Source organism: Intrasporangium zincisolvens, from assembly GCF_034724055.1.
Classification (GTDB): Bacteria; Actinomycetota; Actinomycetes; order Actinomycetales; family Dermatophilaceae; genus Monashia; species Monashia zincisolvens.
Genome location: NZ_JAWIIL010000001.1, coordinates 46,771 through 73,579, shown reverse-complemented (window position 1 = coordinate 73,579; position 26,809 = coordinate 46,771). Strand labels below are relative to the sequence as shown.

Annotated in this window: 18 protein-coding genes; 10 read left to right on the top strand and 8 right to left on the bottom strand. The window is 67.9% G+C overall.

From position 1 onward, the window contains the following. Positions 1-11: 11 nt before the first annotated feature. Positions 12-902, top strand: coding sequence for a PstS family phosphate ABC transporter substrate-binding protein (locus tag RY076_RS00335; RefSeq protein ID WP_323095311.1), 891 nt, complete (start codon positions 12-14; stop codon positions 900-902). A 22-nt stretch (positions 903-924) separates the two neighbouring features. Then, on the top strand, positions 925-1,902 hold the full coding sequence (locus RY076_RS00330; RefSeq protein WP_323095309.1) for a hypothetical protein: 978 nt from the start codon (positions 925-927) through the stop codon (positions 1,900-1,902). Positions 1,903-2,449: 547 nt separating this feature from the next. Here RY076_RS00330 and RY076_RS00325 read toward each other — a convergent pair. Then, positions 2,450-3,502, bottom strand: a complete 1,053-nt coding sequence (locus tag RY076_RS00325) for a hypothetical protein (protein WP_323095308.1) — start codon at positions 3,500-3,502, stop codon at positions 2,450-2,452. A 269-nt stretch (positions 3,503-3,771) separates the two neighbouring features. Next, the gene (locus RY076_RS00320; RefSeq protein WP_323095307.1) at positions 3,772-4,050 is read right to left on the bottom strand and encodes an antibiotic biosynthesis monooxygenase; all 279 of its coding nucleotides are present in this window, start codon (positions 4,048-4,050) and stop codon (positions 3,772-3,774) included. Between the two features lie 173 nt (positions 4,051-4,223). On the opposite strand from RY076_RS00320, the gene RY076_RS23625 reads away from it, so the two are divergent. Further along, positions 4,224-4,676 carry an amidohydrolase family protein gene (locus tag RY076_RS23625; RefSeq protein ID WP_413785718.1) on the top strand — a complete coding sequence of 151 codons (453 nt, stop codon included), beginning with the start codon at positions 4,224-4,226 and terminating at the stop codon, positions 4,674-4,676. Between the two features lie 156 nt (positions 4,677-4,832). Here RY076_RS23625 and RY076_RS00315 read toward each other — a convergent pair whose 3' ends face one another. Next, the gene (locus tag RY076_RS00315; protein ID WP_323095305.1) at positions 4,833-5,240 is read right to left on the bottom strand and encodes a hypothetical protein; all 408 of its coding nucleotides are present in this window, start codon (positions 5,238-5,240) and stop codon (positions 4,833-4,835) included. Between the two features lie 370 nt (positions 5,241-5,610). On the opposite strand from RY076_RS00315, the gene RY076_RS00310 reads away from it, so the two are divergent. The 3 genes from RY076_RS00310 (at position 5,611) to RY076_RS00300 (ending at position 9,959) form a co-directional block, all read left to right on the top strand. Continuing rightward, on the top strand, positions 5,611-6,759 hold the full coding sequence (locus tag RY076_RS00310) for a PIN domain-containing protein (protein ID WP_323095304.1): 1,149 nt from the start codon (positions 5,611-5,613) through the stop codon (positions 6,757-6,759). 384 nt (positions 6,760-7,143) lie between these two features. Then, positions 7,144-8,037: a hypothetical protein gene (locus RY076_RS00305; RefSeq protein WP_323095303.1), complete on the top strand. Its 894-nt coding sequence runs from the start codon at positions 7,144-7,146 to the stop codon at positions 8,035-8,037. 725 nt (positions 8,038-8,762) lie between these two features. After that, entirely contained in the window at positions 8,763-9,959 is a 1,197-nt protein-coding gene (locus RY076_RS00300; RefSeq protein WP_323095302.1) for a hypothetical protein, read from the top strand. A gap of 727 nt (positions 9,960-10,686) precedes the next feature. Here the strand turns inward: RY076_RS00300 and RY076_RS00295 are convergent. The 5 genes from RY076_RS00295 to RY076_RS00275 all read right to left on the bottom strand — a co-directional run bounded on the left by RY076_RS00295 (position 10,687) and on the right by RY076_RS00275 (position 20,959). Then, positions 10,687-11,472, bottom strand: a complete 786-nt coding sequence (locus tag RY076_RS00295; RefSeq protein ID WP_323095300.1) for a nucleotide-binding protein — start codon at positions 11,470-11,472, stop codon at positions 10,687-10,689. 318 nt (positions 11,473-11,790) lie between these two features. Then, entirely contained in the window at positions 11,791-12,705 is a 915-nt protein-coding gene (locus RY076_RS00290; protein ID WP_323095299.1) for a tyrosine-type recombinase/integrase, read from the bottom strand. Positions 12,706-12,918: 213 nt separating this feature from the next. Next, entirely contained in the window at positions 12,919-15,252 is a 2,334-nt protein-coding gene (locus tag RY076_RS00285; protein ID WP_323095298.1) for a beta-galactosidase, read from the bottom strand. Between the two features lie 36 nt (positions 15,253-15,288). Beyond that, complete coding sequence (locus tag RY076_RS00280) at positions 15,289-17,454, bottom strand: glycoside hydrolase family 3 N-terminal domain-containing protein (protein WP_323095297.1); 2,166 nt, start codon at positions 17,452-17,454, stop codon at positions 15,289-15,291. A gap of 1 nt (position 17,455) precedes the next feature. Then, positions 17,456-20,959 carry a GH36-type glycosyl hydrolase domain-containing protein gene (locus RY076_RS00275; protein ID WP_323095295.1) on the bottom strand — a complete coding sequence of 1,168 codons (3,504 nt, stop codon included), beginning with the start codon at positions 20,957-20,959 and terminating at the stop codon, positions 17,456-17,458. Positions 20,960-21,140: 181 nt separating this feature from the next. On the opposite strand from RY076_RS00275, the gene RY076_RS00270 reads away from it, so the two are divergent. The 4 genes from RY076_RS00270 to RY076_RS00255 all read left to right on the top strand — a co-directional run bounded on the left by RY076_RS00270 (position 21,141) and on the right by RY076_RS00255 (position 26,727). Next, positions 21,141-22,817, top strand: coding sequence for an ABC transporter substrate-binding protein (locus tag RY076_RS00270; RefSeq protein ID WP_323095294.1), 1,677 nt, complete (start codon positions 21,141-21,143; stop codon positions 22,815-22,817). Positions 22,818-22,901: 84 nt separating this feature from the next. Beyond that, positions 22,902-23,891 (top strand): ABC transporter permease, encoded by a 990-nt coding sequence (locus RY076_RS00265; protein WP_323095293.1) that lies wholly within the window; start codon positions 22,902-22,904, stop codon positions 23,889-23,891. Next, complete coding sequence (locus RY076_RS00260) at positions 23,888-24,865, top strand: ABC transporter permease (protein WP_323095292.1); 978 nt, start codon at positions 23,888-23,890, stop codon at positions 24,863-24,865. Before RY076_RS00265 ends, RY076_RS00260 begins: the two co-directional genes overlap by 4 nt. An 8-nt stretch (positions 24,866-24,873) precedes the next feature. After that, positions 24,874-26,727, top strand: a complete 1,854-nt coding sequence (locus RY076_RS00255; RefSeq protein ID WP_323095291.1) for an ABC transporter ATP-binding protein — start codon at positions 24,874-24,876, stop codon at positions 26,725-26,727. The last annotated feature ends 82 nt before the right edge of the window (positions 26,728-26,809 follow it).

Below are 26,809 nucleotides of genomic sequence, written 5' to 3'. Positions count from 1 at the left end.
GGAGCACCCAAATGAGACGTCATCCTCTCCGCCTGGCCACGATCGGCGTGGCCTGTGCGGCCCTCACGGCCACGGGCGCCGCAGTTGGCCTGGCCGAGACCAACACGACAGCCAAGGAGCTGGCCCTGTGGGCCATCGCACCGCAGGTGACCGTCACCAAGCAAACCGATGCCCAGGACGAGTTCAACAAAGAGCACGGACGCCCCACCCCGACCCCTGAGCTGCTCCAGCCGACCCCAGACGCCGCTCTCGCTGCTTACCAGCCGCTCAAGCAGAACGCCCTCCGCGGCACGTACAACTGCGGCGCCTCCGACGTGCTGGCCGCCCTGTCGAAGGACTGGATCGCCGAGTTCACGCGGATGTACCCCAAGGTCACAATCAACGTCGACCCGCCCTACGCCGGCAGCCTCGGAGCCCTGGCCCTCATCGACGGCAAGCTCGACTGTGTCTTCGTCTCCCGCGAGCTCAAGCCCTCCGACGACGCTTCCTTCCGGGAGAAGTTCGGCTATGGCCCGACCTCGATCCCGATCTCCGGGGGCTCCTACCGGCACTTCGGATTTCTCGACTCGATGGGCTTCGTCGTCAACAAGGACAACCCGATCAACAAGCTGTCCTTCGACCAGCTGGACCGGTTGCTGTCCACGACCCACCACCGCGGCGGCACCCCAATCCGCACCTGGGGCGACCTCGGGCTGACCGGCGAATGGCAGGACAAGCCGATCCACATCTACGGCATCAAGCCGTGGAACGGCTTCGAGGAGTTCGTCCGGGAGCGGGTTCTCAACTACAACGGCGAACGCGGCGAGTGGCGCTCAGCCGCGATCACAGATGCTCCCGCCTCAAATGAGCGTCTCGAACTCCGTCCACAACTGGAGAGCGCTTGTCGACGTATCCGGCTGTGACCTGCCATGCCAGAATCCCTGCGTGCGGACACCAAAGCAGGCGTGGGGGGAGGCCGCCCCCGCGTCAAGGCGGACCATCAAGGCGGGCCTCGGTCTCTTGGTCGTCGGCATCCTCGCCTTCCTCTATCTGGGCAGGTTCACCCCGCTATCTGGTGGTGGCGAGGCTCCGCCGGGAGAACTGCTGATAGTGCGCGCCTCGCATGGATCCATCCAGTCCGTGACGGCAGAAGCTGAGTTGTACTGGGCGACAGGGGTGCCCGCGTCTCTGCAGATCGCCACGACATGCGCGGGAGGCCAAGAGGTCACCGTTACGGTGATCGGCACCTTGGAGGATGACGTTACGAGAACGGACGCTTGCCCAATGACGGGCAAACTGGTTCAGGACCTGGATGTACAACTCGCTGAAACGAACGCCATCGCGGATCTTGACCGCGGGCGCCAAATATTCGACCTGACGATCGACACCCGTTCCGACGCGAAGTCAGGAGCGGCGGTACAAGTCTCGGCGGTCGTGAGTTGGAGCGCCTACTTTGAGCAAGTATTCGGGGAAGGGAAGGCACTTCAGCCGCGCGAGGCGCGGTGGCAGGGCGAAGAATCCGTACGAGCCTCTGCCATCTCCTCCAACTTGTTGATCGGCCCCGTCGCAGGTCGACTTGACGAACTCCTGCTGCTGGTTCTTGGTGCATTGGCCGGCCTCTTTCTGACCTCGCTGACGCAACAGTGGACCGATCGATCTGCGACTAGCGCAGCAAGCGATGAGCCCGTCCACAACGGCGGCCCCGGTTGCGGGACGAAGGACCGGCCGGTCCGGATCGCCCAGTGGAAGCAGAGGCGCATCGCCCTCAGGGAACCTCGCAGGAGCAGACGCCGCACGGCGCGTCTAGCTGGAGTCACACGCAGTACCCGACGACCGGCGCCAGCCTCCAATCCGGGCAGTGATGGGCAGGGCATTTACGAAGAGGGTGCAGCGGTCGGAGCGGGCCAGGCAGCAGGCGACTGATGCGGCGATGAGACGCACCGCCGGCGGCAGAACTGCCCGGCCGCTAGACAGTGGTCGCGAGACACGGGATGGCGAGCTCGCCCGGGAAGAGACTCGGCCTCAAGCTCGAGTGGCACACAGCGTCATCGCCCGTCCTCCGCCGAGAGTTGACGCGCCGCTAGTCGACCTCCCATCCGCGCGCGATCGCCTCAGGCTTCAGCTCGTCCCGCACCTCTATCAGGTCTTGAGTAAGCCGTCGTAGCGCCTCAGCGTCGACCTGACCCCACTGCGGCCACAGGTCCCAGAGCCGCTTGCCCAGGGCGCCGTCATCCTCCAGCATTGTGGGCGCCCCCGAACGCCGCGATCTCCCGAATCAACGAGTCAGCAGGTTGGCCGAACGCCGATCGATTCCAAATGAAGATGTCGGCGCGCCAATGGTCGCCGGGGCCGCCTGCTGCCATAACGCGAGTCTCTCAGCAGCGGCTCAATCGGGGGTCGCGACTCGACGCGCACGCGGCGGAATGACGCATGTTGCTCTGTCTCGGGTGCCGGATTTTGAGTCCACGACTCAGGAGATGGGTCGATATCCGAATCCACCGTTGGGAGCCAGGGCGATCAGTGCATCCAGTGTCGCCACCGTGTTCGTGCCCCACATCTTTGACAACACCCAGGTTCGCCCGTCCTCATGCACGGGTTGGTCTAGGAACCAGCGACGTTCGCGTTCGTGCGCCTTCGGATAGGCGGTCACGAACGCCTCTGCCAATTCTTCGCCGTCGAGCTCTTCATCGACACCCAGGAAGCGAGACCCCGGGATTACCTCCTGCATGTCAGCACATCTGACCCCCGCGCCGTGAAGTGCGTGTACAAGAGCGAGAACGGCGCGACGCTTTCGCAGCGGCTCCGACTCGCCGCTCGACGTCACGATCACATACTGAGTCCAGTCCGCCCCGCCGGAGGACGCGGATGCTCGAGCGGCAGTCTCTCGCTGGCGCAGGCGCACCATCAAGGCCTCTGCCTCCGGAAGGGGGATCACTTGCTGTACGTCGAGCAGCAGTCGCTGGTCGACGCGGTAGGGCACCATGCGGATGCAGGTGATGTCGAGGCCGTACATATCGTTCAACCACAGCACGGTCGTCGTTATCTGGGGATCGAATCCGCCAGAGACCAGAATGATGCGAACCCGGCGCTCCAAGACAGTGTCCTCGCCGCCGGCGTCCTCCAAGAATTCGGCAAGGTGCGCGCGGGCACTCTCGACCTGTGCGGGCGCAACCTGACCGAGGTAGCGCTGGTAGGTGTCCGCTAACTGCTCGAAGGTCATCGTCGACACCATGGCTGCGTATCGCAGAGCCTGCAGCTCCATGTGACCGCCGTCCTCGGTGCGCTTCAGTTCGACGACAACGAGTTGGCCTTCACGGTCGACACAGAGCAAATCGATCCTGCGCCTGACGTCGGCGAAGTCTCCGAACTCCTCGGCGACGACGAGCAGGTCGGGGTTCAGGACCGAGATGTTTGCCCGCAGCGCCCGCTGCAGGTCCGCGCGCTCGAGTACCTGCTCAGTGGCGAAGTTCGTTGTTGGGACCTTCTTGAGGTTCCCTTCGCTGGCCAGTTCGAAGAGGGGCATCCTCACATCCTGCCCTCAGTTGCGCCCGACCGGGGCGATGCAGTGGCCCGGGCGCAGTGCTGCAGCTGGAGCGTTTGGCCACGCCCGCCAGGCGGCGAAGTGACGCACGCGCTGAAGCCACGTGAGCCGGCTCGGCGGTGCCGCTGCCGATGGGGGTGGCAAGTGGGTCCAGTCGCTCTCTGCTGTGAAACCCGATGCCGAAATCGCCACGACAGTGTTCGGCCGTCATGCCTGCACTTACCTGCGGCTCGACCTCCATCAGCGGGTCGTCAGCTCCCTGGCACGGCCGCCAGGAGGTCGATGTACTCGATGGTGGGTGGCGGTGCACCGGGCGGCATGTTGGGAAGGACGACCTTCTCGACCCAGTCCTCGTGGGCTTCGCGTGACTCCCACACCTCGATGACGCGGTACCCGCTGTCCGCCGCGCCACTGGCGTGGCTGACGAACCCGGGGTACCTCGCGAGCGCGTCCACGACTCCGGCGGTGCGCATCGCATCGAAGAACGTGGCGTCGGCGCCAGCAATCTCCGCGATCATGATGACCGACATGTGTCCTCCTACTTGTGCATCGGGGTGGCCCGGTCCACTCAAACCTGGCCGAGCACACGCGAAGTCCTTTGAGTGGGACTGGGCACCTTGAGTGTCACGCCGGCCAGCGGTGAGCACATCACTCGATCGAGTGATAGGAACGATCGCGCATCATTCCGGCTGCGCCGCCGCCCGTGCGTCCTCAGGCCGACCGCCCTCTCCCTTCCCCGGGCGGTCGGCTCCTGAAGAAGGACGGGCAGCAGCTGCTGCCTGAGCCGGTTCCGCGAGCATGGCTCCGCGTCATCACCGGAGTCGACTCGGGGATGGCGCCGGCCAAGCAGCACGGCAACGTGTGGCGCGTCGTGAGTGAAATGGTCCAGGCCGGGTCCTCCCCCGCCGGTGCGCTGGCTGCCGCGACCTCCGTCACGGCGGATGCCTGCGGCCTCTGCGGAGTGACCGGCCGACTCGCGAAGGGTCATGCCGCTGACGTTCTCGTCGTTGACGGTGACCCCTCACGAGATGTGTCCGCCCTGAGCCGTCCGGTCGCCGTCCTCATCGCGGGAGTCCAGGTCCGGGCCCAAGTGGAGACGGGCAAGCCATCGAAAAGCTCAAAAGGCCCTCGGTCCCCGACAAGGAGCGAGCCGTAGGGCTTGGCAGGACGCCTGCCAGTCACAGATCGCGCCGATGAGCGTGGGGCTCGACGGGGCGGCCACGCGGCCGCGTCAGCAGATAGCCGGACACATTCATGGGTGCGAGCCGCCCGCTGGATCAGTGAAGATCGGTCGAGAGCACTCCGCGTCGAGTCACACCTGGGGGTGCCGGTCCCTCCTTGAGCGCCGCACTGCGGACACCAGCACGAGTAGCACGGCAGCCGCGAACCACAGCACCATGGTCACGCCCTCGATCCACCGGGTCGGCTGGTCGATGCGAGCGTCCGCCGGCGCGTCTTGGTAGAAGTAGACACTGACCTTCGATCCATCGGCCCCCGTCGGATATCGAGTGTCGTCCTGCGTGTAGTCGCGTCCATCAACTCTGTAGTAAACGATTCCTTCTTCCACAGTGCCTGTCACGTGGTCACCCGTGAAGTAAACCCAGTTGGGCGACTGGGCCTCGATACTGACGAACAGAACCCCTAGAACGAGCAAAGCCATCGCTCCCAAAGTCGAGCGCAGGGCCAGCCAGTCTCTGAACGCATGCACATCACGCTTCATGCGCCGTTCCCTTCGGCTTGTCGTGCAGGCTGTGTGGCGTGCTAGCACCGCCGATCGCCAGGGTCACTGGAAGTCCTGTTGTTGCAGGCAACCGTGCGGCGCCTCCCTCAACGGTCCACCTGCTCGGCTGAGATGTCTCGCGTTCGGAGGGCATTGGTGCACCGTGGTCGGGGGCGGTCATCTCCCCACCACCATGCGGCCGCGAGAGCTCTCCGGAGGCGTAACGACGTCCATTCGCACATGCCCCTCGTCGGACGACGCCCCTTCATGTCGCATGTGGCGCGAGCGGCAGGCGGCGATGTGACGCAAGCTCGGCGCCGCCGGTTCGACGCGGCGACCGGAATGCATCGAGACCGGATATCGGGCTAGCGTGAACGAGTTCGTCGGCCGCCTCTCCCACTCCGGACTACTGTCAGTGGTCAGGGATATGGTCAGGATCGTGGCCGAACCGTCTCCATCCTTAAACCCGTCAAAGCACCCGCTCTGGGCTGCGCCGGTGCGGGGTGGATCAGTTGACGTCGTTTCTATCGACGCCGACGTCCTGCTTGGCGACGCGTGCGGGGTGCTGCGATCCGGCGAGCAATCTGTCCTGCTAAAGACGATTAATACTCGCACGGTCATTGCAGTCATGTCTGATCAGGCGTTTCTAGAGCTCGGGTGGATGTCAGCAAGGGCTGCTCGGTTTCACCAAGTCGAGGATGCCAAACTCCGCGCCTTGCTCGAGGATGAGTATCTGTCGCGCATTCCCGTGGTAGCCGCGCCTCACTCTCATGATCACTGGATGCCTCAGGTCGATAACGTCGTCGACCCCAAAGATCTTGCCCACGTTCAGGTAGCCCTTCTGGTTTCTGGCACGGCCGTCTTTTGTCATGACCGCCACCTCCGCGTACCCGGGCATGCTCCTCGCTTCCGCGCAGACTACGAGGAGAGGCTAGGCCGTCTGGGACTTGTAGCGAACTACCGCCAAACTGAAGTTGGCGCGGGCATGATGCTCGCTGGTCTCGGCCGTGGCGTGAATGGCGTCGTCGAGGGCACGGCCGCTCGGCTAGGTGTTGGCCGCGCGGCCGGATGGTCGTTTACCGCGTTGGTCGGAGCAGCACTGCTCTACGGGATCAATTCGAGCGCATCCCGTCGTGCCGGGGTTGCCCGCGCGATTGAGTCGATCAGCAGGAACGTGGTAGACGCTCGCGAGCGGATGACGGCCGCGGAAAGCGCTCTGCTAGGAACTCGCCTGCTTGCACCGACCGACATCAATCGGTTGGAGGTCCGAGTCGCCACACGACTTGTGCGCAATCCGGACTCCAACATGGGTGACTTGTGCGAAGCATTGAAATTGGATCGAAGAGAGCGACCGCTACTCTCGAGACTCCTCAAAGAACATCCAGCATTTGAGCGCTCCAGTAGATGGGGATGGAGGGTGGGCCGGATCCAGGACGCCCTGAAGACCGAGCCGTCCAAGAACTGGAGCCCATCCCAACCAGAGGATTCGGATGGTCGAAGCCAGGCCCGAATCGAGTAGCAGCTGGCCCACGGGCGGCGATGTGACTCACCCACGATGCCTCACAACCACTCAAACTCGAATGCGCTTACACCGGCCCCTCGGAAGCGCGCCACGGTCCTCGGATGCGGAGTATGCCTGGATGGGCGTTGCTCCACGACGCGTACGGCACCTGGGAAAGACATCCCGGGACCACTTGCGAGCGGAGCGTGCCGAGACTCGAGGGTCAGAGCGGGACGCGCTCTGGAGGCGCCGGTATCACCAGAACCAACTGCCGCCGCCCAGCTACGTGCATACTGCCGGCGAACCTCCGCTGCGGACGGGCAGCCCAGTGTCGGTCTGGTCTGCGATGGTTGTTCTCAGTCGGGCTACGGGCTCGGTGTTCTGGCGAAGACAGGGAGAAGCGTGGGCATCCAAGAGACGTGGAGACAAATCCGGGGAACCGCGACGGAGAAGGTCCTTCTCAACGCGCACGAGGCGGGCGGAGCATCTCTAAGGAGCGTGTACGGAGCGGGGGTAAGCGATGAGCGTTCGGCAATCGCAGCGGCGCAACGCCTGCGGCACATCGGTCTAGCTGTCCAGGAGACCAGCATCGCCGGAGAACTCGAACTGACCGGCGAAGGGCACGAACTGGCGGAGAAGGTGCTTGCTTCCCGCAAGAACGGGCCTGAACGCTGGGACGCCGTCCAGCGGGCGATGCTCAGATTCGTCGCTGACAAATCTCCGGGCAGCGCTTTCGCGCTTATCGGGACCGCCGACGGCGAGGTCGATGGTCAGCCAATCACCGATTCAGAAGCACGGATGGCGTTGGCATTCCTCGTAGAGAGGGGCCTCATGAAAACCTTGAAGGCGATGGGCGCACCAGACCTTCGTCCCGAGGTCACAGTCAACGGCATGTACGCCATGCATGAACCCAACATCAGGGAATACGTGGAGCGAGGCTTCGTGTCAGTCAACAACGACTACAGCACCAACACCAACGTGACTGGGGGCACCCTGGGCGCCGTAACAGGTGGCACCGGCAACACCGCTACTGTCCACCAAACCATCACAACGGAAACGCACAAGCAAGTGCTGGCTCTGACCCGGCAGATCCTCGACCAGGTACCGGAAGACGTCGAGCACGCTCGACTGCGTGCAGAGGTCGAGTCAATCCGGGACGAGGTGGAAAGCGGTACCGGCAAGCGCGAGACGCTGATGGCCAAGGCGGGGAAGGCTGCCCTTATGGCTGGTGCGACCACTGCCGGACAGCAGATCATCGGCCTGCTCGCTCAACTCGGCGAGACAATCGGTTCTTGAAGGCAGGACTGGCCCCGGGTCCGCTCAGACCCGGGGCCGCGGTTCGGCCGTCGCGACATAGGCGCCTTGGCGATCACCGACGTGCTGACCTCGACGCCGAATGGCGCGCGAGTTACGAGACTCCAGCAGACGACTGCCTGCGTGGTGGCGGGTGGCGGGCCATCAACGGCCTTCAAAGTAGGCTTGGGGAGCTCTCCGGTCCCGAACAGGTCGTTCTCGCTGAGTCACATGAAGTGGAAACGGCGATGACACAAGAGCTGGGAGCGCCCGGGTCCGCGCCACATGGGGTGAGGTCTTGACTCCTTCGCGCGGTCTGCCGCGGCTCCTCGCGGCGCGTTACCAGCGCAACTGAACGGAGCGGAAGCGGGAGAGAGGCGCCTCGGCCGCGCCGGTGTCTACTGACACAGCGTGCCCACACGCGTGGGCGGTCAGGAGGCCATCAAGGGGCTGGAGAAAGAGCGCGCTAGCGTGAGGCACCGCGGAAGCTCCATGAACCACCGTGTGACTTCCTCCGGTCGCTCGGGTGGGTAGGGGCACCCTCAAGGCTAATGTTGATTCGGTAACTCACTGCGCCTGCCGCATGCGTGCGATCTGTCGGCAACCCAACCGCTAACCCGCCAAGTGAGCTACCGGCGCTTGGGCCGAGTAGTCCAGATGAACTTCGAGCGCCTCTCCAGTCTGACTCTGTTGACCTTCGCGCCAGTCGGACGCGTACGATCTCGCACATGGAGCATCCAGGAGAGCAACTCTCGCAAATTGATAGCTGGGACAGACTGGTAGCGGTACCAACAGCCTTCGGTCCCCAGTTGGAATCGCTCCTTCGCGCGCTGCTGGAGCAGCGTCAGATTTCGGTTCATTCGGTGACTCATCGGGTCAAGACACAGGCAAGCGCAGAGAAGAAGTTGAGTGCGCGCAGCGACAGATATGCGGGTCTTGGAGACCTGCACGATATTCTTGGACTCCGGATCATAACGTACTTCTCGGATCAGGTAGACATTGCGGCGGACTTGATTCGCGCCGAATTCTCGATCGATCACTCGGAGTCCGCAAATAAGGGTGACGCTCTCGCCCCAGATCGCTTCGGTTACCGCTCTCAGCACTTCGTTGGGACGCTCGGCAAGGCCCGCGCATCCCTCGCCGAGTACACACGCTTTGCCGAATGCCGTTTCGAGGTCCAAGTTCGGTCTATCCTTCAGCACGCTTGGGCGGAGGTCGAACATGACCTCGGTTACAAGTCTCCGGTCTCCGTTTCGGCCCATACACGTCGCCGCTTCTCGCGGCTCGCTGGCATGTTTGAGATTGCGGACGACGAGTTCGTGGCGATCCGAGAAGAGATCGCTCGCCATATTGCCGAAGTCAACCAAGCAATCGGGCAAGGCGAGACAAACCTTCCTTTGGACCGAGAGGCGCTCGTGGCTTACATGTCGAAGGACGGCACCCTCACCTCTCTAGACATGCGCATCATGACTGCGAAGGCAGTCGCCCCCGAACCACTTTCGCCGGCGTATGCGGAGTGGCGAATACCAGAGTTGCAGCAGCTTGGAATAGAAAACGTCGCGGATCTTCAAGCCCTGCTCACTCGCGATGGTGATGACGTGGTGGCGCTTGCCGTGGGATGGCTAACCTTTTCAAATTCGCACGACCCCGAGATGCAGGAACTCCGTGACCTCGACGATGATTCGATGCGGGAAGTGTTGGATTTTGCCTCCAATGAGTTGAATGAATTCGAGGAGGATGATTTGATGCCAAGTGGCTGGGATCCGGTCGCGAAGCGCTGGAGGTCTCTTCCACGGGGTATCAGTCTCTTTTATCTGCACAAGCTTGCAAGGCTTCGCGCGGAGCATGGCGTCGACCCACTTGATGAAGACGAGAGCTCGGCTCTTCGGCAAGCTCTGGAACTTGGTAGGGCGGCTTTGCGTTAGCCGCCCTACCAAGTTCAGTCGAAGTGCCAACCTGGTCGGACGGTCGGACGCTTTCGGATTCGAACGGCGCCTCTGCAAATTGCGTTCGGCCCCATCAGCGTTTGCGGGAAGGGCGCATTGCCCGCAAGGGGATGATCCGAGCCTGTCAACTCGATGTCATCCCACCACTAGCGAAGTCCCCTGCTTTCAGAAGCGCGAGGCGTTGTTCGGGTGGACTGTCGGCTCGCACGCCGTATGCTCGCCTCGTGAGTACAGACATTGGACGCTTCATTAGGCTCAGGGGTGCGATAGATGCAGCAGTGGCGGCGGTGCCGCAAAACCATGCGGCTACAGCCGTGACCGGCCTGGTGAAATCGTATTCGGTGCTCCGCGAGGAGGTCCGCGGCGCGATCGACGAGACCTTCCGCGCTGAGTTTGATCGGCTATTCCCGATCATGGAGGTTCCGGATGCGCCACGAGTGACCGCCGGATTTGACCCCTTCGCGAGTGCGAATACAGCAAATGAGGCTCGGACTCGACTGACGATTATGGGGGGATGGCTAGGCGGATTTGTGGAAGCGGCTCAGCGCGAGTAGAGATATCGGATGAAGCAAGTGGGATCGCACTGAATGCTGGGTCCTATTCGATGCGAACATGCCCCACCGTTCGACATCCGTCACGTAGAGAATGGCGACGTGCAGGATATGCCGAACTGAACCCCAGTATTGGGCTGAGAAGGCGTCAGGCGTCACTGACCTGCGATTGCAGCCCAATCGACCATGAATCCTGCGTTCGCGATCTCATGCGCGACTTTCAGTTTCCAGGCGCCAGCGTTGTCCAGTGGCACATACGCGATCCCCGCAAGGTCACTGGGGATCTCGACACCAGACTCGTGCAGCACGACTACATGCGACCGACCCAAGAGGCCCGCGAAGTAGCCGGCCTCCAGCACGACATTCTGCCGCGCCCGTGGAGAGTCGACCCTCGCGTCCTTAGCGCGCCCAAGGTCGTCAGCCGTGAAGAGTGCGACGGCAAACCCCGCGGATCCTGCGTATGCCTCTAGTTTCTCCATAATCGATCGGCCACCGTTCGGCTGCTCATGCAGGATGATCGGCTGAGCACCCGTCAGGGCCTGTAATGCGCGCGCAAGCTCGTGCTTTCGCGTGTCGTCGTGGCCGTGGACGATGAACATGCGGCCCTTCTCCGTGGAAGCCTCACCACCGGTTGAACCGTCGGCGACGACTACGGCCTCGAGTTCATCCCGCAGCGCTAGCTCGCTTTTGGCGGCCTCAAGCAAGGCGATGACCTTCTTCACCCCTGCTGGCCGGTATCCGCTAGTGTCCATGCCTGACACGTAGAAACTGGCCGAGTATGTAACCTTCCGGAAATCGGCTACCAATGGTGAATCCTCGCCCATGACTGTTCGGAGGGCTACCTCTGTGGCTGTTCGCCAACGCTCGAAGTCGTCTGGGTGCCCGTTCTTAGCCTCAGTGACTTGCTTGTCGAGCACTTCGATTCGGCGCGCGGTTTCCATGCGCAGAGAGTACGTGAGTGGACCACGTTTGGATGTCTTGTCATCGCCGTTCGCCTCGTCCTCCCCACCGAGGGGCGGTGAGGCTGGCCCTAAGCAGGCGCAGTGGAGCCGCCACCGCGCACGCGGCCGGGGCGCTAGCTCCGACTCGTCGTTCAGTCGCTGGCCCTGAATGGGCGCTGGCGGTCCGGCACCACGGATGCCGTGGCGCCGGAGCTATTTGGGCGGATGGGCATCCCTTAGTGGGCGCAGTGATCATCGCAGCTGGGCGCCGTCGTGCTGGCGCCAACTGGGCGGTGTGTGGCAGGTGCGAGCGCCTTCCTAGACGCCGGCGACGTAGGCAGTGAGGAAGTGAACGGCGTGACGGTCGAGGTTTCCTCGGGCGCGGTCGTAGCGCTCGGTAGTGCGAGGGTCGGCATGGCGAGCGAGGATCTGGGCGTCGCGAAGGGGGACGCCTGCGTCGAGGGCGTTGGTGATGGCGGCGTGCCGAAGTGAGTGCGGGCTGATGTGCCGCGGGATGCCGGCGACCTTCGCGATGCGCTCGACCATCCGGTACACGTCGCGTCGGTCGATCGGGTGGCCGGAGACGGGACGCAGCACCAGCGGCCCGCTCGTCCGGCTGCCGCGGCAAGCTTCGAGCGCCCGGAGCACGGGGACCGTAACCGGCATGGTCGCGGGCTTGTTTCCCTTGCCGACCAGGTGAAGGACGCGGTAGCCGCGCAGGGTGTCGGCGTAGTCCTCGATCCGGACGGCCGCGGCTTCCGAGGCACGCAGGGCGTTGATGCCGAGCAGGTAGGCGAGGGCTCCGTGGTGGACCGTGATGGTCTGGGCGACCTTCAGGAAGCGGATCAGCTCGAGCCGGTCCAGGCCCTGAGTACGTGACTCATCACAGTTCACCCTCGGCAGTCGCGCGTACACGGCCGGGTCGGCGGCGATGAGCCCGTCGATGTGGGCGAACCGGAAGTAGCCGCGAACGCCCTGCATCATCGTGACGACCGTCGAGGTCATCAGTCCGCGGTCGCCGAGCTGTCGGATGTACAGCTCTACGTGGGCGCGTTGGATGTCCTGCAACGGTTCGAGCCCGTTTCGCTCGCACCAGGCGAACCACTCGCGCAGCTGGAACTCGTAGAGGCTGTGTGTCCGCCCGGAGTAGCGCGCCAGGAACGACACCGCAGCTAGCTGGGCTGCGGACATGCTCGCCGGCTGGAACGGCAGGAGGAGGGTTGACGTGGTCATGGGGTCACCTCGCGCGGCGGCGGGGAACGGGACAGGCCAGCCCGCCGCCGACGTGACCCGGCCCTGGTTGCCCATCGACCGTAGGCGCCGAAGTCCGCTCGCCGTCAGTCATCGCGAGACGGGATGAGCCACGTCGAGGCCGCCGCAGCTCCGCACAGAGAAACGGCCGGGATGCGCGCACGTCGCACCCCGGCCGCTCCGGTGACGGTCGCGTCAGCTCGACGTCAGCACGTGCTCCCCCGGCGCGAGCCGGACGTGCTCGCCGCCGATGACGACGGTCGTCCCCGCGTCGGGGTCGACGCCGGGTCGGAAGCTGATCGCGCCGTCGGCGGCAACCGCCGCGATCTCGGCGGACGCCCACTCGATGCGACGCCCGCCCACCGACAGCCCCAGGGGCAGGATGTGGCCACTACGTGCCGGCAGCACGAGCTCCACGCCAGCGGCGATCGCCGTCCCGTCGAGCCCGACGGTCAGGCGAGCGGGAGTCCCCGACGTGTTGATGAGGTGCAGCGTCCGCTGACCGTCAGAGTCGCTCATCGTCGTCGCGAACACCCCCGGCCACTCGGTCGACAACCGCAGCCCCGGCCGCACACCCAGCGCGGACAGCGCACGCCCGAAGAACGCAGGGTCCGAGGGCAGCTGCGCCGTCAGCAGGATGCACCGCCCCGAGCCCACCGGGATGTCCAGGCTGCACACGCCACCGTCGAGGTCCGTCAGCACGACGTCGCCGCGCGAGTGCTCCAGCGGCTGCACCCAGCCGGCGCGCATCTCCGGCCACGGCGCCGCCCACCCGTGCGCGACGAGCGACGGGTAGTAGTGCTCGAAGTCGCGCCGCAGCACGCCCGGCTTCACGCCCAGCGCGTCGGCGAGCACCGTGCACGGGGTGCCGTCGAGGTCACGCTCCGGCACGCGTCCAAGCAGCACGACGTTCCCGCCACCCGACAGGTGCGCCACCAGGCGCGACTGCACCCGCTCCGACACGTACCGGCCCGAGCCGACGACCACCGTCGACCCCGCAGCAGGCTGCGACGCCTCCAGCCACGTCGCGCCGAACCGGAACCCGGCCAGCAGCAGCGAACGTGCCAGCGCCTTGCGCTCGCCCGCACCGCGGAACGAGGTCAGGTCGTTGACGACGTCGGTCATGAGCGCCGAACCGGGGTGGTGGTACTCGGTCATGTACGAGTCGAGGACGAGCCCGAGCGACACGTCGTCGTGGTCCTCGGTCATCCGCGCCAGCCAGGGCTCGTTCGCCTTCGCCGCGTGGATGCCGGCCGCCGTCGCCTCGTACGCGTAGCCCTTCTGCCCCTCCGGCCCGACCGGCGCCGCCGTGCCGTGCCGCTCGCCGGTGAAGGAGACGCGCTCGTTGCCGTCGCCGAGCGTCTCGTCCATCGGCGGGTTGATGCCGCCGGCGAAGAGGTAGTAGTTGATGAGCTTGTTGCCCTGGGCCACGCACAGGCGCGTCTTGAGGTCGGCCGTCGACGGGTCGTACTGCATCTCCGCGCCGGCGCCGTAGTCGCCCGAACCGGCCTCGAACTCCAGCGACGTCAGCGGCTGGTCCTCGTCGTGCACCGCGGCCATGTAGGCGTTGATGACGTAGAGGTCGGTCATCGTGTTGAGCGTCGCCTCGCCGAGGTAGTGGTCCGAGCCGGAGACCATGCCCGGGATGCCGGCGTACGTGTCGACGAGCTGGCTGATGCCGATGGGGAACGGCGCCCCGTTGCCGCCCTCGGTGCCGTGGATGTTGACGAGGAACGGCACGTCGCGGACGTCGCGCTCCTCGCACATCGCGCGCAGCGTCGCGACGTACTCACCGAACCGACGCCGCATGAACAGCCCCAGGTCGAGGCGCAGCGGCCCCGCGTCCGCCTCCGAGGGCGAGCGCACGAGCGACGCCCAGTCGTCCGAGCCCGGCGCGGCCGAATACGGCGACGCGTCCCCGTGACGGTCGCGGACGAACGCGCCGAACGCGTCGACGAGCCCGTCGGTGAGGTCGGGCGTGTTCGTCACCCAGGCGAGCATCCCCACCTCGTTGTCGAGCTGCACGCCGACGACGTTGCCGCCGACCGGCTCGAGCCGCGGCGCGAGCACCGGCATGATCGCGTCGTACCAGCGGCCGGTCTCCTTGAGGAAGGCCGGCGCGAGGTAGTCGACGGTGCGCGACGTCGTCGGCACGCCGTCCCAGCCCGACGGCACGACCTCCGGGTGGTCGCGGTACACGCTGTACGGCAGGCCCTCGTTCTTCAGCTCGGCCATGATGAACGGCCCCGGCCGGGCGAGGAACCGCAGCCCCTTCTCGGCCGCGAGGTCGATGAACGCCGCGACGTCACGCTCCGGACGCGTCCGGCCCTCGACGTCGATCGACCCGTCGGGCAGCTCGTGGACGATCCACGGGATGTACGAGGCGACGGTGTCGCAGCCGGCCTCGACGAGCAGGTCGAGGCGCTGACCCCACTCCTCGCGGGCCACACGGAAGTAGTGCACCTCCCCCGCCATGACGATGCGGGGCTGCCCACCGATGAGCAGCTGTCGGTCCTTCGTCTGGATCATGGTCCTTCTCAGGTGGTCTGGGTGGGGATCAGGAGGTCAGGCGGTCTGGATCGTCAGGGTCACCGACTGCAGGGTCGCCGCGTCGGGCCCGGTGAGCAGCTCGATGGCGCCGTCGTCGACGCGTGCGGTGAGGTCGCGCCCGTAGTAGGCGAACTGCTCGGCGCGCACGTCGAAGAGCACCTCGCGTGCCGCGCCCGGCTCGATGTCGACGACGGCCCAGTCGGTCAGCTCGACGAGGGGACGCGTCACCTGCGCCACCGGGTCGCGGAAGTACAGCTGGACGACCTCTCGGCACGGCCGGTCGCCGGTGTTCGTCACCGTCACCGACAGCGCCACCGACGCGTCACCGGCGAGCGTCGCGTCGGACAGCTTCGGCTCGCCGTACTCCACTGTCGTGTAGGACAGTCCGCGGCCGAACGGCAGACGCGGGTAGGTGAGCGCGTCGATGTAGCGGCCCTCCTGCCGGTCGACGTCGGCGCGGATGAGGCGGCCGGTCGGGCGCTGGTGCGTGCTCGTCGGGATGTGCCCGGTCGAGAGCGGGAACGTCATCGGCAGGCGGCCGTGCGGCTCGACGTCGCCGAGGAGCACGTCGGCCAGGGCCGGCCCCGCCTCGACGCCCGGGTGCCACACGACGACGACGGCGTCGGCGAGGTCGAGCACCTCCGACAGGTCGAGCGGGCGCCCCGTGTAGACGACGGCGACGAGCGGTTTGCCGTACGCGGCCACCGCCCGCACCAGCTCGAGCTGCCCCGGCGGCAGGCCGATGTCGACGACCGACTGCGCCTCGCCCGAGCGGGACCGGTGCTCCCCGAGCAGCAGCACCGACGTGTCGGCGGCCCGCGCCTGCATGAGCGTGACGTCGGGGAAGCGTCCGTCGGCGACGGTGACACGGTCGCCGAGTCGCTCGCGCAGCGCGTCGCCGGGGGTGGCGACCTCCTCGCCGCGGCCGTCGAGCACCCACGTGCCGAGCAGCGCGTCGCCGTCGTCGACGAACGGCCCCGACAGCAGGACGCGCCCGGCGTCCTGCCCGAGCGGCAGCACGCCGTCGTTCTTGACGAGCACGTGCGACGCGTGGGCCGCACGCCGCGCGACCGAGCGCGTCTGTGGCGTGGGCGCGTTCGAGGCGCCCTCGCGCGTCGCGTACGGGTGCTCGAAAAGGCCGAGCCGGAACTTCAGGCGCAGCACGCGGCGCACCGCGTCGTCGACGAGCCTGACGTCCACCTCGCCCGACTCGACGAGCTCCTCGAGGTGGTCGAGGTAGGAGGCGCTGACCATGTCGAGGTCGACGCCGGCGTGGATGGCGAGCTTGGCCGCCTCGCGCCGGTCGGCCGCGACGCCCTGGAAGACGATCTGCCCGATGCCGTTCCAGTCGGCCACGACGACGCCGTCGAAGCCCCACTCGTCCTTGAGCACCTCGCGGATGAGCCGCTCGTGGGCGTGCATCGGCGTGCCGTCGACGTCGTTGAACGCCGCCATGACCGTGGTGACGCCGGCGTCGACGGCGTCCTTGAACGGGCGCAGGTGCAGGTTGCGCAGGGTGTTCTCCCCGACGCTCACCGTGTCGTAGTCGCGCCCGCCGGCGGCCAGGCCGTAGCCGACGAAGTGCTTGGCGCACGAGGCGAGCCGGTCGCGGTCGCTCGGGTGCTCGCCCTGGAACCCGCGCACCAGCGCGGCCGCGAGCCGGCCCGACAGCACCGGCGTCTCACCGAGCGACTCGGCCACCCGGCCCCACCGCGGCTCCTCCGAGAGGTCGACCATCGGTGTGAACGTCCACGCCACGCCGTCGACGGCGGCCTCGCGGGCGGCGATCGTCGCCGCCTCCTCGAGCAGCTCGGGGTCGAAGGAGGCGGCGAGTCCGAGCGGGATCGGGAACACGGTGCGGTGGCCGTGGATGACGTCGCGGCCGAAGAGGATCGGGATGCCGAGGCGGCTGCCCTCGACGGCGTGCCGCTGCGCCGCGTCGATGTTGCCGACGAGGACGCCCTCGTCGCGCTCGTTGCCGGCGGTGGCGCCCGACGCGTAGAGGCTCGAGCTGATGCGACCGGCGCGGATCTGCTCCGCGTCGTCGTCGGGGTGGATGTTGGCGACCTGATGGGTCTGGGCGACCTTCTCGGAGAGGGTCATCTGCGCCATGAGCAGGTCGATGCGCTCCTCGACGGGCAGCGCGGCGTCGAGCCAGGGGCGCTCGGTGGGGGTGGTCATGTCAGTAGGTCTCCACGGAGATCTCGAGGGTGGGGGTGCCGGACGCGTCGGACACGTGGGACGCGTCGGACGTGTCGGGCGCGCTTGCGGCAGAAGGGGCGTCGGGCGTCGGGACGAGGTCGGTGAGCGCGACGGCCACGCCGCCGCGACGGTAGGGGTTGGTGAGCTCGCGGGTGCTGACGTCGCGACCGCCGACGGTGACGCGTCGGACGCCGTGGCCCTCCTCGCCCGCGGTGAGCGTCAGGCGCACGCCGTGCCCGGCGAGCGGGACCGTCGCGACGAGCTCGCCCGAGCCCGGCGGCAGCACCGGGTCGATCTCGACGTCGGTGCCGCGCCGGCGCACGCCGAGGAGCACCTCGGTGACGAGCCGCAGCACGAGGCCGGGGCCCGAGGAGTAGACGCGCCAGCCGCCCTCGAGCGGCACGTCACCGGCCATGAGCGCGGCGTAGCGGTCCTGGGCGTCGTACCGGTCGGTGAAGGCGCCGTCGGACGAGGAGTAGTAGCAGCTCGTCTGGCGCGGGCGGGCCTGCGGCACGAGCGAGTCCAGGCCGACGGGGCTCGCCTTGGCCAGCGCCTCGAGCAGTGCCGCGCCGTCACCGACCCGGGCCAGCGCCTCGGCGTAGCGCAGGTGCGCGTGCATGTACATGAGGCCGATCTCGCGGCCCCAGAACGTGCTCGCCTCGGCCCGCTGGAACACGCTCATCGGGCCGCCGGCGTAGCGCACCGGCCGGTCGAAGAGGCGCGCGCCGTCGGGGCCGAGCAGGTGCTCGCCGATGAGGTCGAGGTGGTGCCGGGCCTGCTCGGGGGTCAGCAGCTCGGCACTGATGGCGTGGATCCACGGCAGGATCCCGTACTTCAGGCCGGTCATCGTGTCGGTCGGGTGGACGAGCGGCTCGAAGCCGCCGGCGTCCTGCTGCAGGAGGTAGCCGGGGAGCACCGGGTCGGCGTCGAGCTGTGCGGAGAGCGCGGCGTGCGTGGCGTCGGCCAGGGTGTCGCACTCGTCGGCGAGGCGCCCGGTCGAGCCGGCGCCGCCGGCCGCGCGCAGGCCCTCGGCGAGGGTGCGCAGTGCCTGGGTCTGCAGCACGGCGGTCCACGTCGACACCATCTTCGCGGCGAGGCGCGGGTCGGCCGGCTGGAGCGAGTCGTTCCAGTCGCCGTGGCCGTACGCCGGCAGCGGGCTGCTCGGCACCGTCGACTCGGCGATGCGGCGCACCGCGGCCGCGAGGTGCTCGGCCACCGGCAGCGGTGCGGCGAGGGCGTCGTCGCCGACGAACGGCACGAGCTCGTCGAGCAGCGACCCGTCGCCGGTGGTGCGCAGGTAGTCGCCGGCCGCGAGCACCGGCCAGAACACGACGTCGCCGTGCGAGTCGTGCTGGCCCGACTCGGGCAGCGGCGGCAGGAACTCGAACGCCTGCGGCCAGTCGCCGCGCTCGTTCTGCGCGCGGAACACCATGAGCAGCACGTCGCGCACGGCGTCCTGCCGGTCGAGCGCGGTGAGCAGACCCACCGGGCCCTGGCACACGTCGCGCGTGCCCCACGCGCCGCCGGAGAACTGCTCGAGCCCGCGCGGCGACAGGTAGTGGACGAACGCGTCGTGGGTGAACCACGGCAGCGCGGCGGCGAGGTTGCCCACCTGCGTCGCGGTCGACGCGTCGGTGCCGGTGTGGTGGTCCGTGTCCAGGGTGACCGCGTGCGCCGTCGCGTCCCAGAAGCCCGCGCCGAGCGGCGCGTCGGAGGGACGGACCTCGTGGGACGCGTCGCTGGTGGCGTCGGACGCGTCGCCCGCGGTGATCGTCACGTCGACGGCCGCCGCCGGCTCGAGCAGGACGGTGAGCCAGCCCTCGCTGCGGGTGCGCCCGTCGGACTGCAGGCGCGCGTCGCCGGCCTCGGCGTCGCCGCGCCCGGTCCATGACAGGTGCCACGCGCGGGGCGAGCCGGCGGGCGTCACCTCGGCGCCCGTGTCGTGCAGCGTGATCGCGGGGGCGTCGGTGAGGTCGTCGGCGACCTGGACGGCGAGGAGGAGGCGGCGGGGAGCCGCGTCGCCCGACTGCCCGACGGTGAGGCCGAGGCGGTGCTCGTCGGCGGGCGCGGTCGAGGTCACGGCGATGCGGCGGCCCGACGCGTCGGCGTACCACCACGTGGCGTGGTCGAGGCCGACCTTCCACGCGCTCGGCGTCTCGAGCAGCTGCCACCCGCCGGCGCCGTCGTCGGCGAAGAGCCGCAGGCCGCTGGCGCGGAGCAGTCCGAGGTAGGTGCGCCGGCCCGTGACGGCGGTCTGGCGGCCGGCGTGGCCGCGGGTCAGCTGCGAGTGGAAGGTGCCGGCCATCCACACCGTCGAGGTGAGGGTGCGGGTGTCGGGCGTCAGGGCGTCGCCGGTGCGCAGCAGCTGGCCGTGCGGGCGCAGGACGGCGAGGTCCTTGGCGGCGGTGACGAGCTGGCCGTCGGGCAGCTGCCAGGCCACCTCATCACCGTCGATCATCTCGACGTGGCGGCGATCCTGGGTCAGCCCGAGGGCGTCGAGCTCGCCGCCCGTCAGCGGGTGGGACGGGAAGCCGGGGGCGCTCGACCACAGCGTCGAGTGGGCGGGCGTGCCGCCGTCGCCCGACGCGTCGGCGTCGACGTGCGCGGACGTGCCCGACGCGTCGGGGCCGTCGGCGAGGGCCAGACGCGCCCACTCGGCGTCGGCGTCGGACGTGCCCTCGGGGTGGTCCTCGACGACGATGCCCCAGAAGCCGGTGGTGTGCGAGGCGCCGGGCGCCAGGTGCACGGCCTCGTCCTGGAGGGCGGCGAGAGTGTGCTCGTGCTGGTGGCGCACGCCCGGGAGCTCGGGTGCGTCGAGACCCGGCCAGCGGACCCCGTCGGCGCGCCGCTCGACGAGCTGGAGCGCGTCCGTGGCCCAGCCGGTGCCGCGGCCAGTCGTGCCGACGAGCAGCCACGGCACGCGCGGGCCGGGCATGTTCTGCCGCACGGCGAGGGCCGTGCCGTGGCCGTCGACGGCCACCGGCGACACGTCGAGGTACTGGGCCACGTAGTACTCGTTGGTGCGCACGGCGCCGAGCGGGGCCAGGGCGGGGTCGTGGGTCAGCACGGCGTCGACGCGGACCGCGGCGTCGGTCGTGTTGCGCGTCGTCAGGCGCCAGTGCCAGCTCGGGTGCTCGCGGCCCAGCGTCAGGGTCAGCCGGTAGGCGACGCCCTCGTGGACGCCCTCGACGACGGTGCCGTCGGTGCCGTCGGCACCGAGCGAGACGGTGCGGGAGCCGGCGTCCGGGCCCGACGCGTCGGGGCCGAGCAGCGGCAGCCGACTGACGCAGTCCGGGCGGTGCACCCGGAGGTGGACGTTGGCCAGGCCCGCCTCGGAGACGCTCGCCGGGTGGAGCAGGAGGCTCAGCCCGAAGGCCTCGAGGCGGCGCAACGCACCGTCGTCGAGCACCTCGGCGGTGAGACCGGCGGCGCTGCTGAGGGTACGGGCCGGAAGGGCGGAGAGGACGGCGTTGTCGTCGAGCACGGATCTTTCGTACCACCAGCGTCTCTCGGACCTCCACCCCCAAATGCCTTGAAAACAAATGAAAGTCAGCGTGAGCACGTCGAAGCGCATGAAAGTAGTTACATGCGTCCAAAGCGTTGACATCCGTCACGGACCGCCCCAATTCTCAGAGGAATTCCCGCCCCCCTGACGGAGGTCCGCAATGACGCGAACTCGAACCAAGACCACGTTCATCGTGGCCGGTCTGACGGCCAGCCTCGCCCTCGCCGCCTGCACCGGCAGCAAAGACGCGGCGGGCGGAGGTGACAGCGCGGACGGCATGATCAGCCAGCTGACGTTCCCCGCGGACGTCGACGCGTCGGTCGGCGGCCTCGTCAACTACAACCCGTACTCGCCGAAGCCGCTGACGACGACGTGGCTCTACGAGCCGCTCATCGTGCGCAACAACCTCACCTGTGAGGAAACCCCTTGGCTCGCAACGAAGTCCACGTGGGAGGGCGCCAACAAGCTGACGCTCGACATCCGTGACGGGGTCAAGTGGAGCGACGGCCAGGCCTTCTCGGCCAAGGACGTCGCGTTCACCTTCAACCTCATGAAGCAGTACCCGGGCCTCGACACGTCCGGCGTGTGGAACGACACCTTCGGCGCCCCCGCCACCTCCGTCACCGCCGAGGGCAACAAGGTCGTCTTCACCTTCTCCGGCAACGCCGCCGCGAAGTACGACGGCATCATCTCGACGAAGATCCTCCCGGAGCACGTCTACTCCAAGGTCGGCGACCCGACCAAGTACGTCGACAAGGCCCCCGTCTCCACCGGCCCCTACAAGGTCGGCACGTACAACGGCCGCCGCCTCGTGCTCGAGCGCCGCCCCGACTACTGGCAGGCCGACAAGGTCAAGGTCAAGAAGATCATCCTCGAGGGCACCTACGACGCCGCCCAGGCCGCGCTCAAGCTGCGCTCGGGCCAGCTCGACGCGTACTGGGGCGAGGTTCCCAACCCGAAGAAGACCTTCGTCGACGCGGACCCGAAGAACAACCACTTCTACTACGCGCCCAACGGCATGACGGTGCTCACCGGCAACGACCAGAAGCCGCCGTTCAACGACCCGAAGTTCCGCGAGGCCATCAGCTACGCGATGGACAAGCAGTCGATCTCGACCAAGGCGACGTACGGGATCATGAAGCCCGCCAGCCAGAGCGGCCTCAAGCTGCCCTCGATGCAGAGCCTGCTGCCCGCCAAGTACGCCGGCGAGGACACGGTGCTCCCGTACGACGTCAACAAGGCGAGCCAGCTGCTCGACGCAGCCGGCTACAAGAAGGGCCCCGACGGCAAGCGCACCAACCCCGACGGCACGCCGCTGGCGATCACCTTCGCGGTGCAGGCCGGCTGGATCGACTACCAGGCGATGGCCGACGTCGTCGCCAAGGGCCTCAACGACGCCGGCGTCGACACCAAGGTCACCGCGTCGGCCCCCGACTCGGTCGACGGCCAGAAGAAGTCCGGCGACTTCCAGCTGGTCCTCGAGTACCTGCACGGCGGCTGCGAGCTGGCCAAGAACATCGGCGCCAAGCTCTCGAGCAAGCAGTTCCCGACGGCGAAGGACATCCTCCCCAACGTCGGACGCTTCAGCGACCCGGCCATCGACGCCGCGGTCTCCAAGCTGGCCGGCTCCACCGGCAAGGACGAGCAGAAGGCCAACCTCGAGCCGCTCGTCGACGCGATGATGACGCAGTACCCGGTGACCCCGCTCATCTACGCCCCGGCGCGCATCCTCTACCGCACCGACAAGGCCGTCGGCTGGCCGAGCGAGCAGGACCCGTACGCCAACCCGTCCGACGACCGGCTCCTCGTGCTGACGCACCTCACCGCACCCAAGTGACCGAAGCGACCCTTCGGTGAACCCTGAAGAGGCTCGGCGCCGCGGCCACCGCCGCGGCGCCGGGCCCGACGGAAGGTCACCCCGATGAAGTACTTCCTCCGGAAGCTCGGGTTCTTCCTCGCGACGCTGTGGGCGGTCGTCACGCTGAACTTCCTCATCCCACGGCTCCAGCCGGGAGACCCCGCGGAGATCATGGTCAAGCGCCTGGCCGGCAAGGACACGGCGCTCGACCCCGCCCAGGTCAAGGCCATGCGCGCCATGCTCGGCGCCCCCGACGGCTCGCTGTGGAGCCAGTACACGCAGTACCTCGGCGAGCTCGTGCACGGCAACTTCGGCCTCAGCTACACCTACTACCCGTACAAGGTCACCGATGTCATCGGCCAGGCCCTCTGGTGGACGGTCATCCTCGTCGTCGTGACGCAGGTGCTGTCCTTCGCGATCGGCGTCGTGCTCGGCGCGTACGCCGCCTGGCGGCGCAACTCGCGCCTCGACAGCGTCGTGACGCTCGGGTCGACGTTCCTCGGCACGCTCCAGCCGTTCTGGATCGCGCTGCTGCTGCTCTACGTGTTCGGCTACAGCCTCGGCTGGTTCCCCACCTCGGGCGGCTACGAGGAGTCGACGCCGGGCTTCAACGTGCCCTTCATCCAGGAGGCGGTGTCGCACTCGTTCCTGCCGGCCGTCGCACTGCTCGTCGTGACGCCGATCGGCTGGATCCTCGGCATGCGCAACACGATGATCATGAACCTCGGCGAGGACTACATCCGGCTGGCCAAGGCCAAGGGCCTGCCCGACCGCACCGTCGCCCTCAAGTACGCGGCGCGAAACGCCTTGCTGCCCAGTGTCACCGGGTTCGCGCTCGCCCTCGGCGGCGTGCTCGGTGGCGCCATCCTCGTCGAGCAGGCCTTCGACTACCCCGGCCTCGGCCGGCTCATGGGAGAGGCCGTCGAGATGAAGGACTACCCGTTGCTCCAGACGCTGATGCTGCTCACGACGGTCGGGGTGCTGCTCGCGAACCTCGTCGCCGACCTGCTCTACGGCGTCCTCGACCCGCGAGCCAGGAGGGCGCAGTCATGAGCACCTCGAACCCGACCCCCGGCCTGCCGTCGTCCGGCGGCTCGGCCCCCGGCGGCGTCCTCGAGGCGGCCGACCCGACGCAGCAGGCGGCGGTCGACGCCCTCGAGCAGGTCTCCGACGCCGCGCGTCCCGACCGCTGGTGGGAGGTCGTCTGGGCGAGCAAGAAGGCCCGCGTCGGCGTCGTCATCGTCGCCGTCTACATCCTCGTCGGCGTCTTCGCGCCCCTCATCGCGCCGCACGACCCGCTCGACGGCTCGTTCGAGCCGCTCGCCGGGCCGAGCGGCACCAACTGGCTCGGCACGACGACGAGCGGGCAGGACATCGCGAGCCAGCTCATCTACGGCACCCGAATCTCGCTGCTCGTCGGCCTCTTCGCCGGCCTGCTGTCGACCGTCATCGCGATGGTCGTCGGCATGATCTCCGGCTACACCGAGGGCACGATCGTCGACGACGTCCTGTCGTTCCTGACGAACGTCGCGCTCGTCATCCCGGCGCTGCCGCTCATCATCACGCTCGTCGCCTACTCCGAGGTGCGCGGCGTCTGGCTCATCGTCGGCGTCATCTCGATCACCTCGTGGGCCGGCGCCGCCCGCGCCAAACGTGCCCAGATCATCACGCTGCGCAACCGCGACTTCGTCACCGCCGCCAAGTTCTCCGGCGAGAGCACGTGGCGCATCGTGTTCCGGGAGATCATGCCGAACATGACCTCGCTCGTCGCGGCGAGCTTCGTCGGGGCGGCGACCGGTGCGATCGGCGCGGAGGCGGGCCTCGCGGCGCTCGGCCTCGGCGACAGCCGCAGCGTCTCGTGGGGCACGATGCTCTACCAGGCCAACGCCCAGAGCGCGATCGCGCAGGGCCTGTGGTTGTGGGTCTTCGTGCCCGGCCTCGTGCTCGCCGTCCTCATGACCGGCATGACGTTCATCAACTTCGGCGTCGACCTCCTCTCCAACCCGCACCTGCGGGAAGACGCGTAGGAGCACCCATGGCACTGCTCGACATCCGCGACCTCTCGGTCCGCTACGAACCCAAGTCGCACCGCTCGCTCGACGCCGTCCAAGACGTGTCGTTCAGCATCGAGCCGGGCGAGTTCGTCGGTCTCATCGGCGAGTCCGGCTCCGGCAAGACGACGCTCGGCACCGCGGTGCTGCGCCTGCTCCAGCGCCCCGGGCGCATCAGCGGCGGCAGCATCACCTTCGACGGCAGGGACATCACGAACCTGTCCGAGGACGAGCTGCGGTCCCTGCGCTGGCGCGACATCTCGACCGTCTTCCAGAGCAGCATGAACTCGCTCAACCCGGTGACGCGCGTCGAGGCGCAGTTCCGCGACGTCATCGAGGAGCACTCCCAACTGCGCGGCGAGGCCGTGACGCGTCGCATCCGCGAGCTGTTCGACATGGTCATCATCGACCACAAGTTCATCGAGGCCTACCCGCACGAGCTGTCGGGCGGCATGCGCCAGCGCGTCAACCTCGCCCTGGCGCTCGCGCTGGAGCCGAAGTTCATCCTCCTCGACGAGCCGACCACCGGCCTCGACGTCGTCGTGCAGCACTCGATCCTCGAGAACGTGCGGCGGTTGCAGGCCGAGCAGGGCTTCGCGGTGCTCTTCATCAGCCACGACATCGGCACCGTGCTCGACCTGTCCGACCGGATCCTCGTCATGTACGGCGGCCGGATCGTCGAGGAGCAGACGGCGGCCGGGCTGCTGCGCGAGCCGCTGCACCCGTACTCCAAGGGCCTGCTCGGCTCCTACGGCGACCCCCGCGCCGAGACTGTCCGCATCACGTACGTGCCGGGCCGCCCGCCGGACCTGTCGCTGCCCATCACCGGCTGCAGCTTCGCGCCGCGGTGCCCCGAGCGCATCGAGCGCTGCACGAGCGTCGAGCCCGAGCTGGCGCCGCTGTCCGGCGGTCGCGCCGCCTGCCACGTGGCCCGGCTGCAGCGCACCGACGACGGCGCGCGCGAGTTCGGCGAGCCGACCCGGCACTTCGAGGGACCGCAGTTCGTCAAGACGGTCGCCGAGTCGGCCGAGGCGACGCGCGGCGAGCCGATCCTCACCGTCGAGAACGTGTCGAAGGTCTTCAGCCGCCGACGCGGCCTCACGGTCACGAAGGTCGAGGCCGTCACCGACGCGTCGTTCGTGCTGCGCAAGGGTGAGGTGACCGCCCTCGTCGGCCAGAGCGGCAGCGGCAAGTCGACCCTGGCCCGGATGATCACCGGCGTCGACAGCCCGACCTCGGGGCGCATCGTCTTCCACGGCCCGCGCGGCGACGAGACCGTCTCGGGGTTCCGCGGACGAGGCCTGCGCGACTACCGCAGCCACGTGCAGATGGTCTTCCAGGACCCGTACAGCTCGATCAACCCGGCCAAGCGGCTCGGCTACATCCTGTCCCGCCCGCTCGCGAACTACCACGGGCTCAAGGGAACCGAGCTGCGCGACCGTGTCAACGAGCTGCTCGAGAAGGTCGCGCTCACCCCGGCCGACCGCTTCGTCAACCGGTACGGCTACGAGCTGTCCGGCGGCCAGCGCCAGCGCGTCGTCATCGCCAAGGCCCTGGCCGTGCAGCCGGAGATCATCGTCGCCGACGAGCCGATCAGCAGCCTCGACGTGTCGATCCGCGCCGAGATCCTCGAGCTGCTCCACGACCTCGTCCAGGACAGCGACGTCGGCATCCTCTACATCACGCACGACCTGCTCAGCGCCCGGATGCTCGCCGACGAGGTCATCGTGCTCAACCAGGGCCGCGTCGTCGAGCAGGGCCAGACCCTCAAGGTGATCCGTGACCCGAGCGACGCCTACACGCGCAAGCTCATCGACGCCATCCCCAACCCCTTCTGACCGGAGCACCGGCCGACCGGCCGGGCGCCACCGCGCGCCCGGCTTGTCCGGTCGCCTGACGCCGTGCACAGTTGTCCCGGGA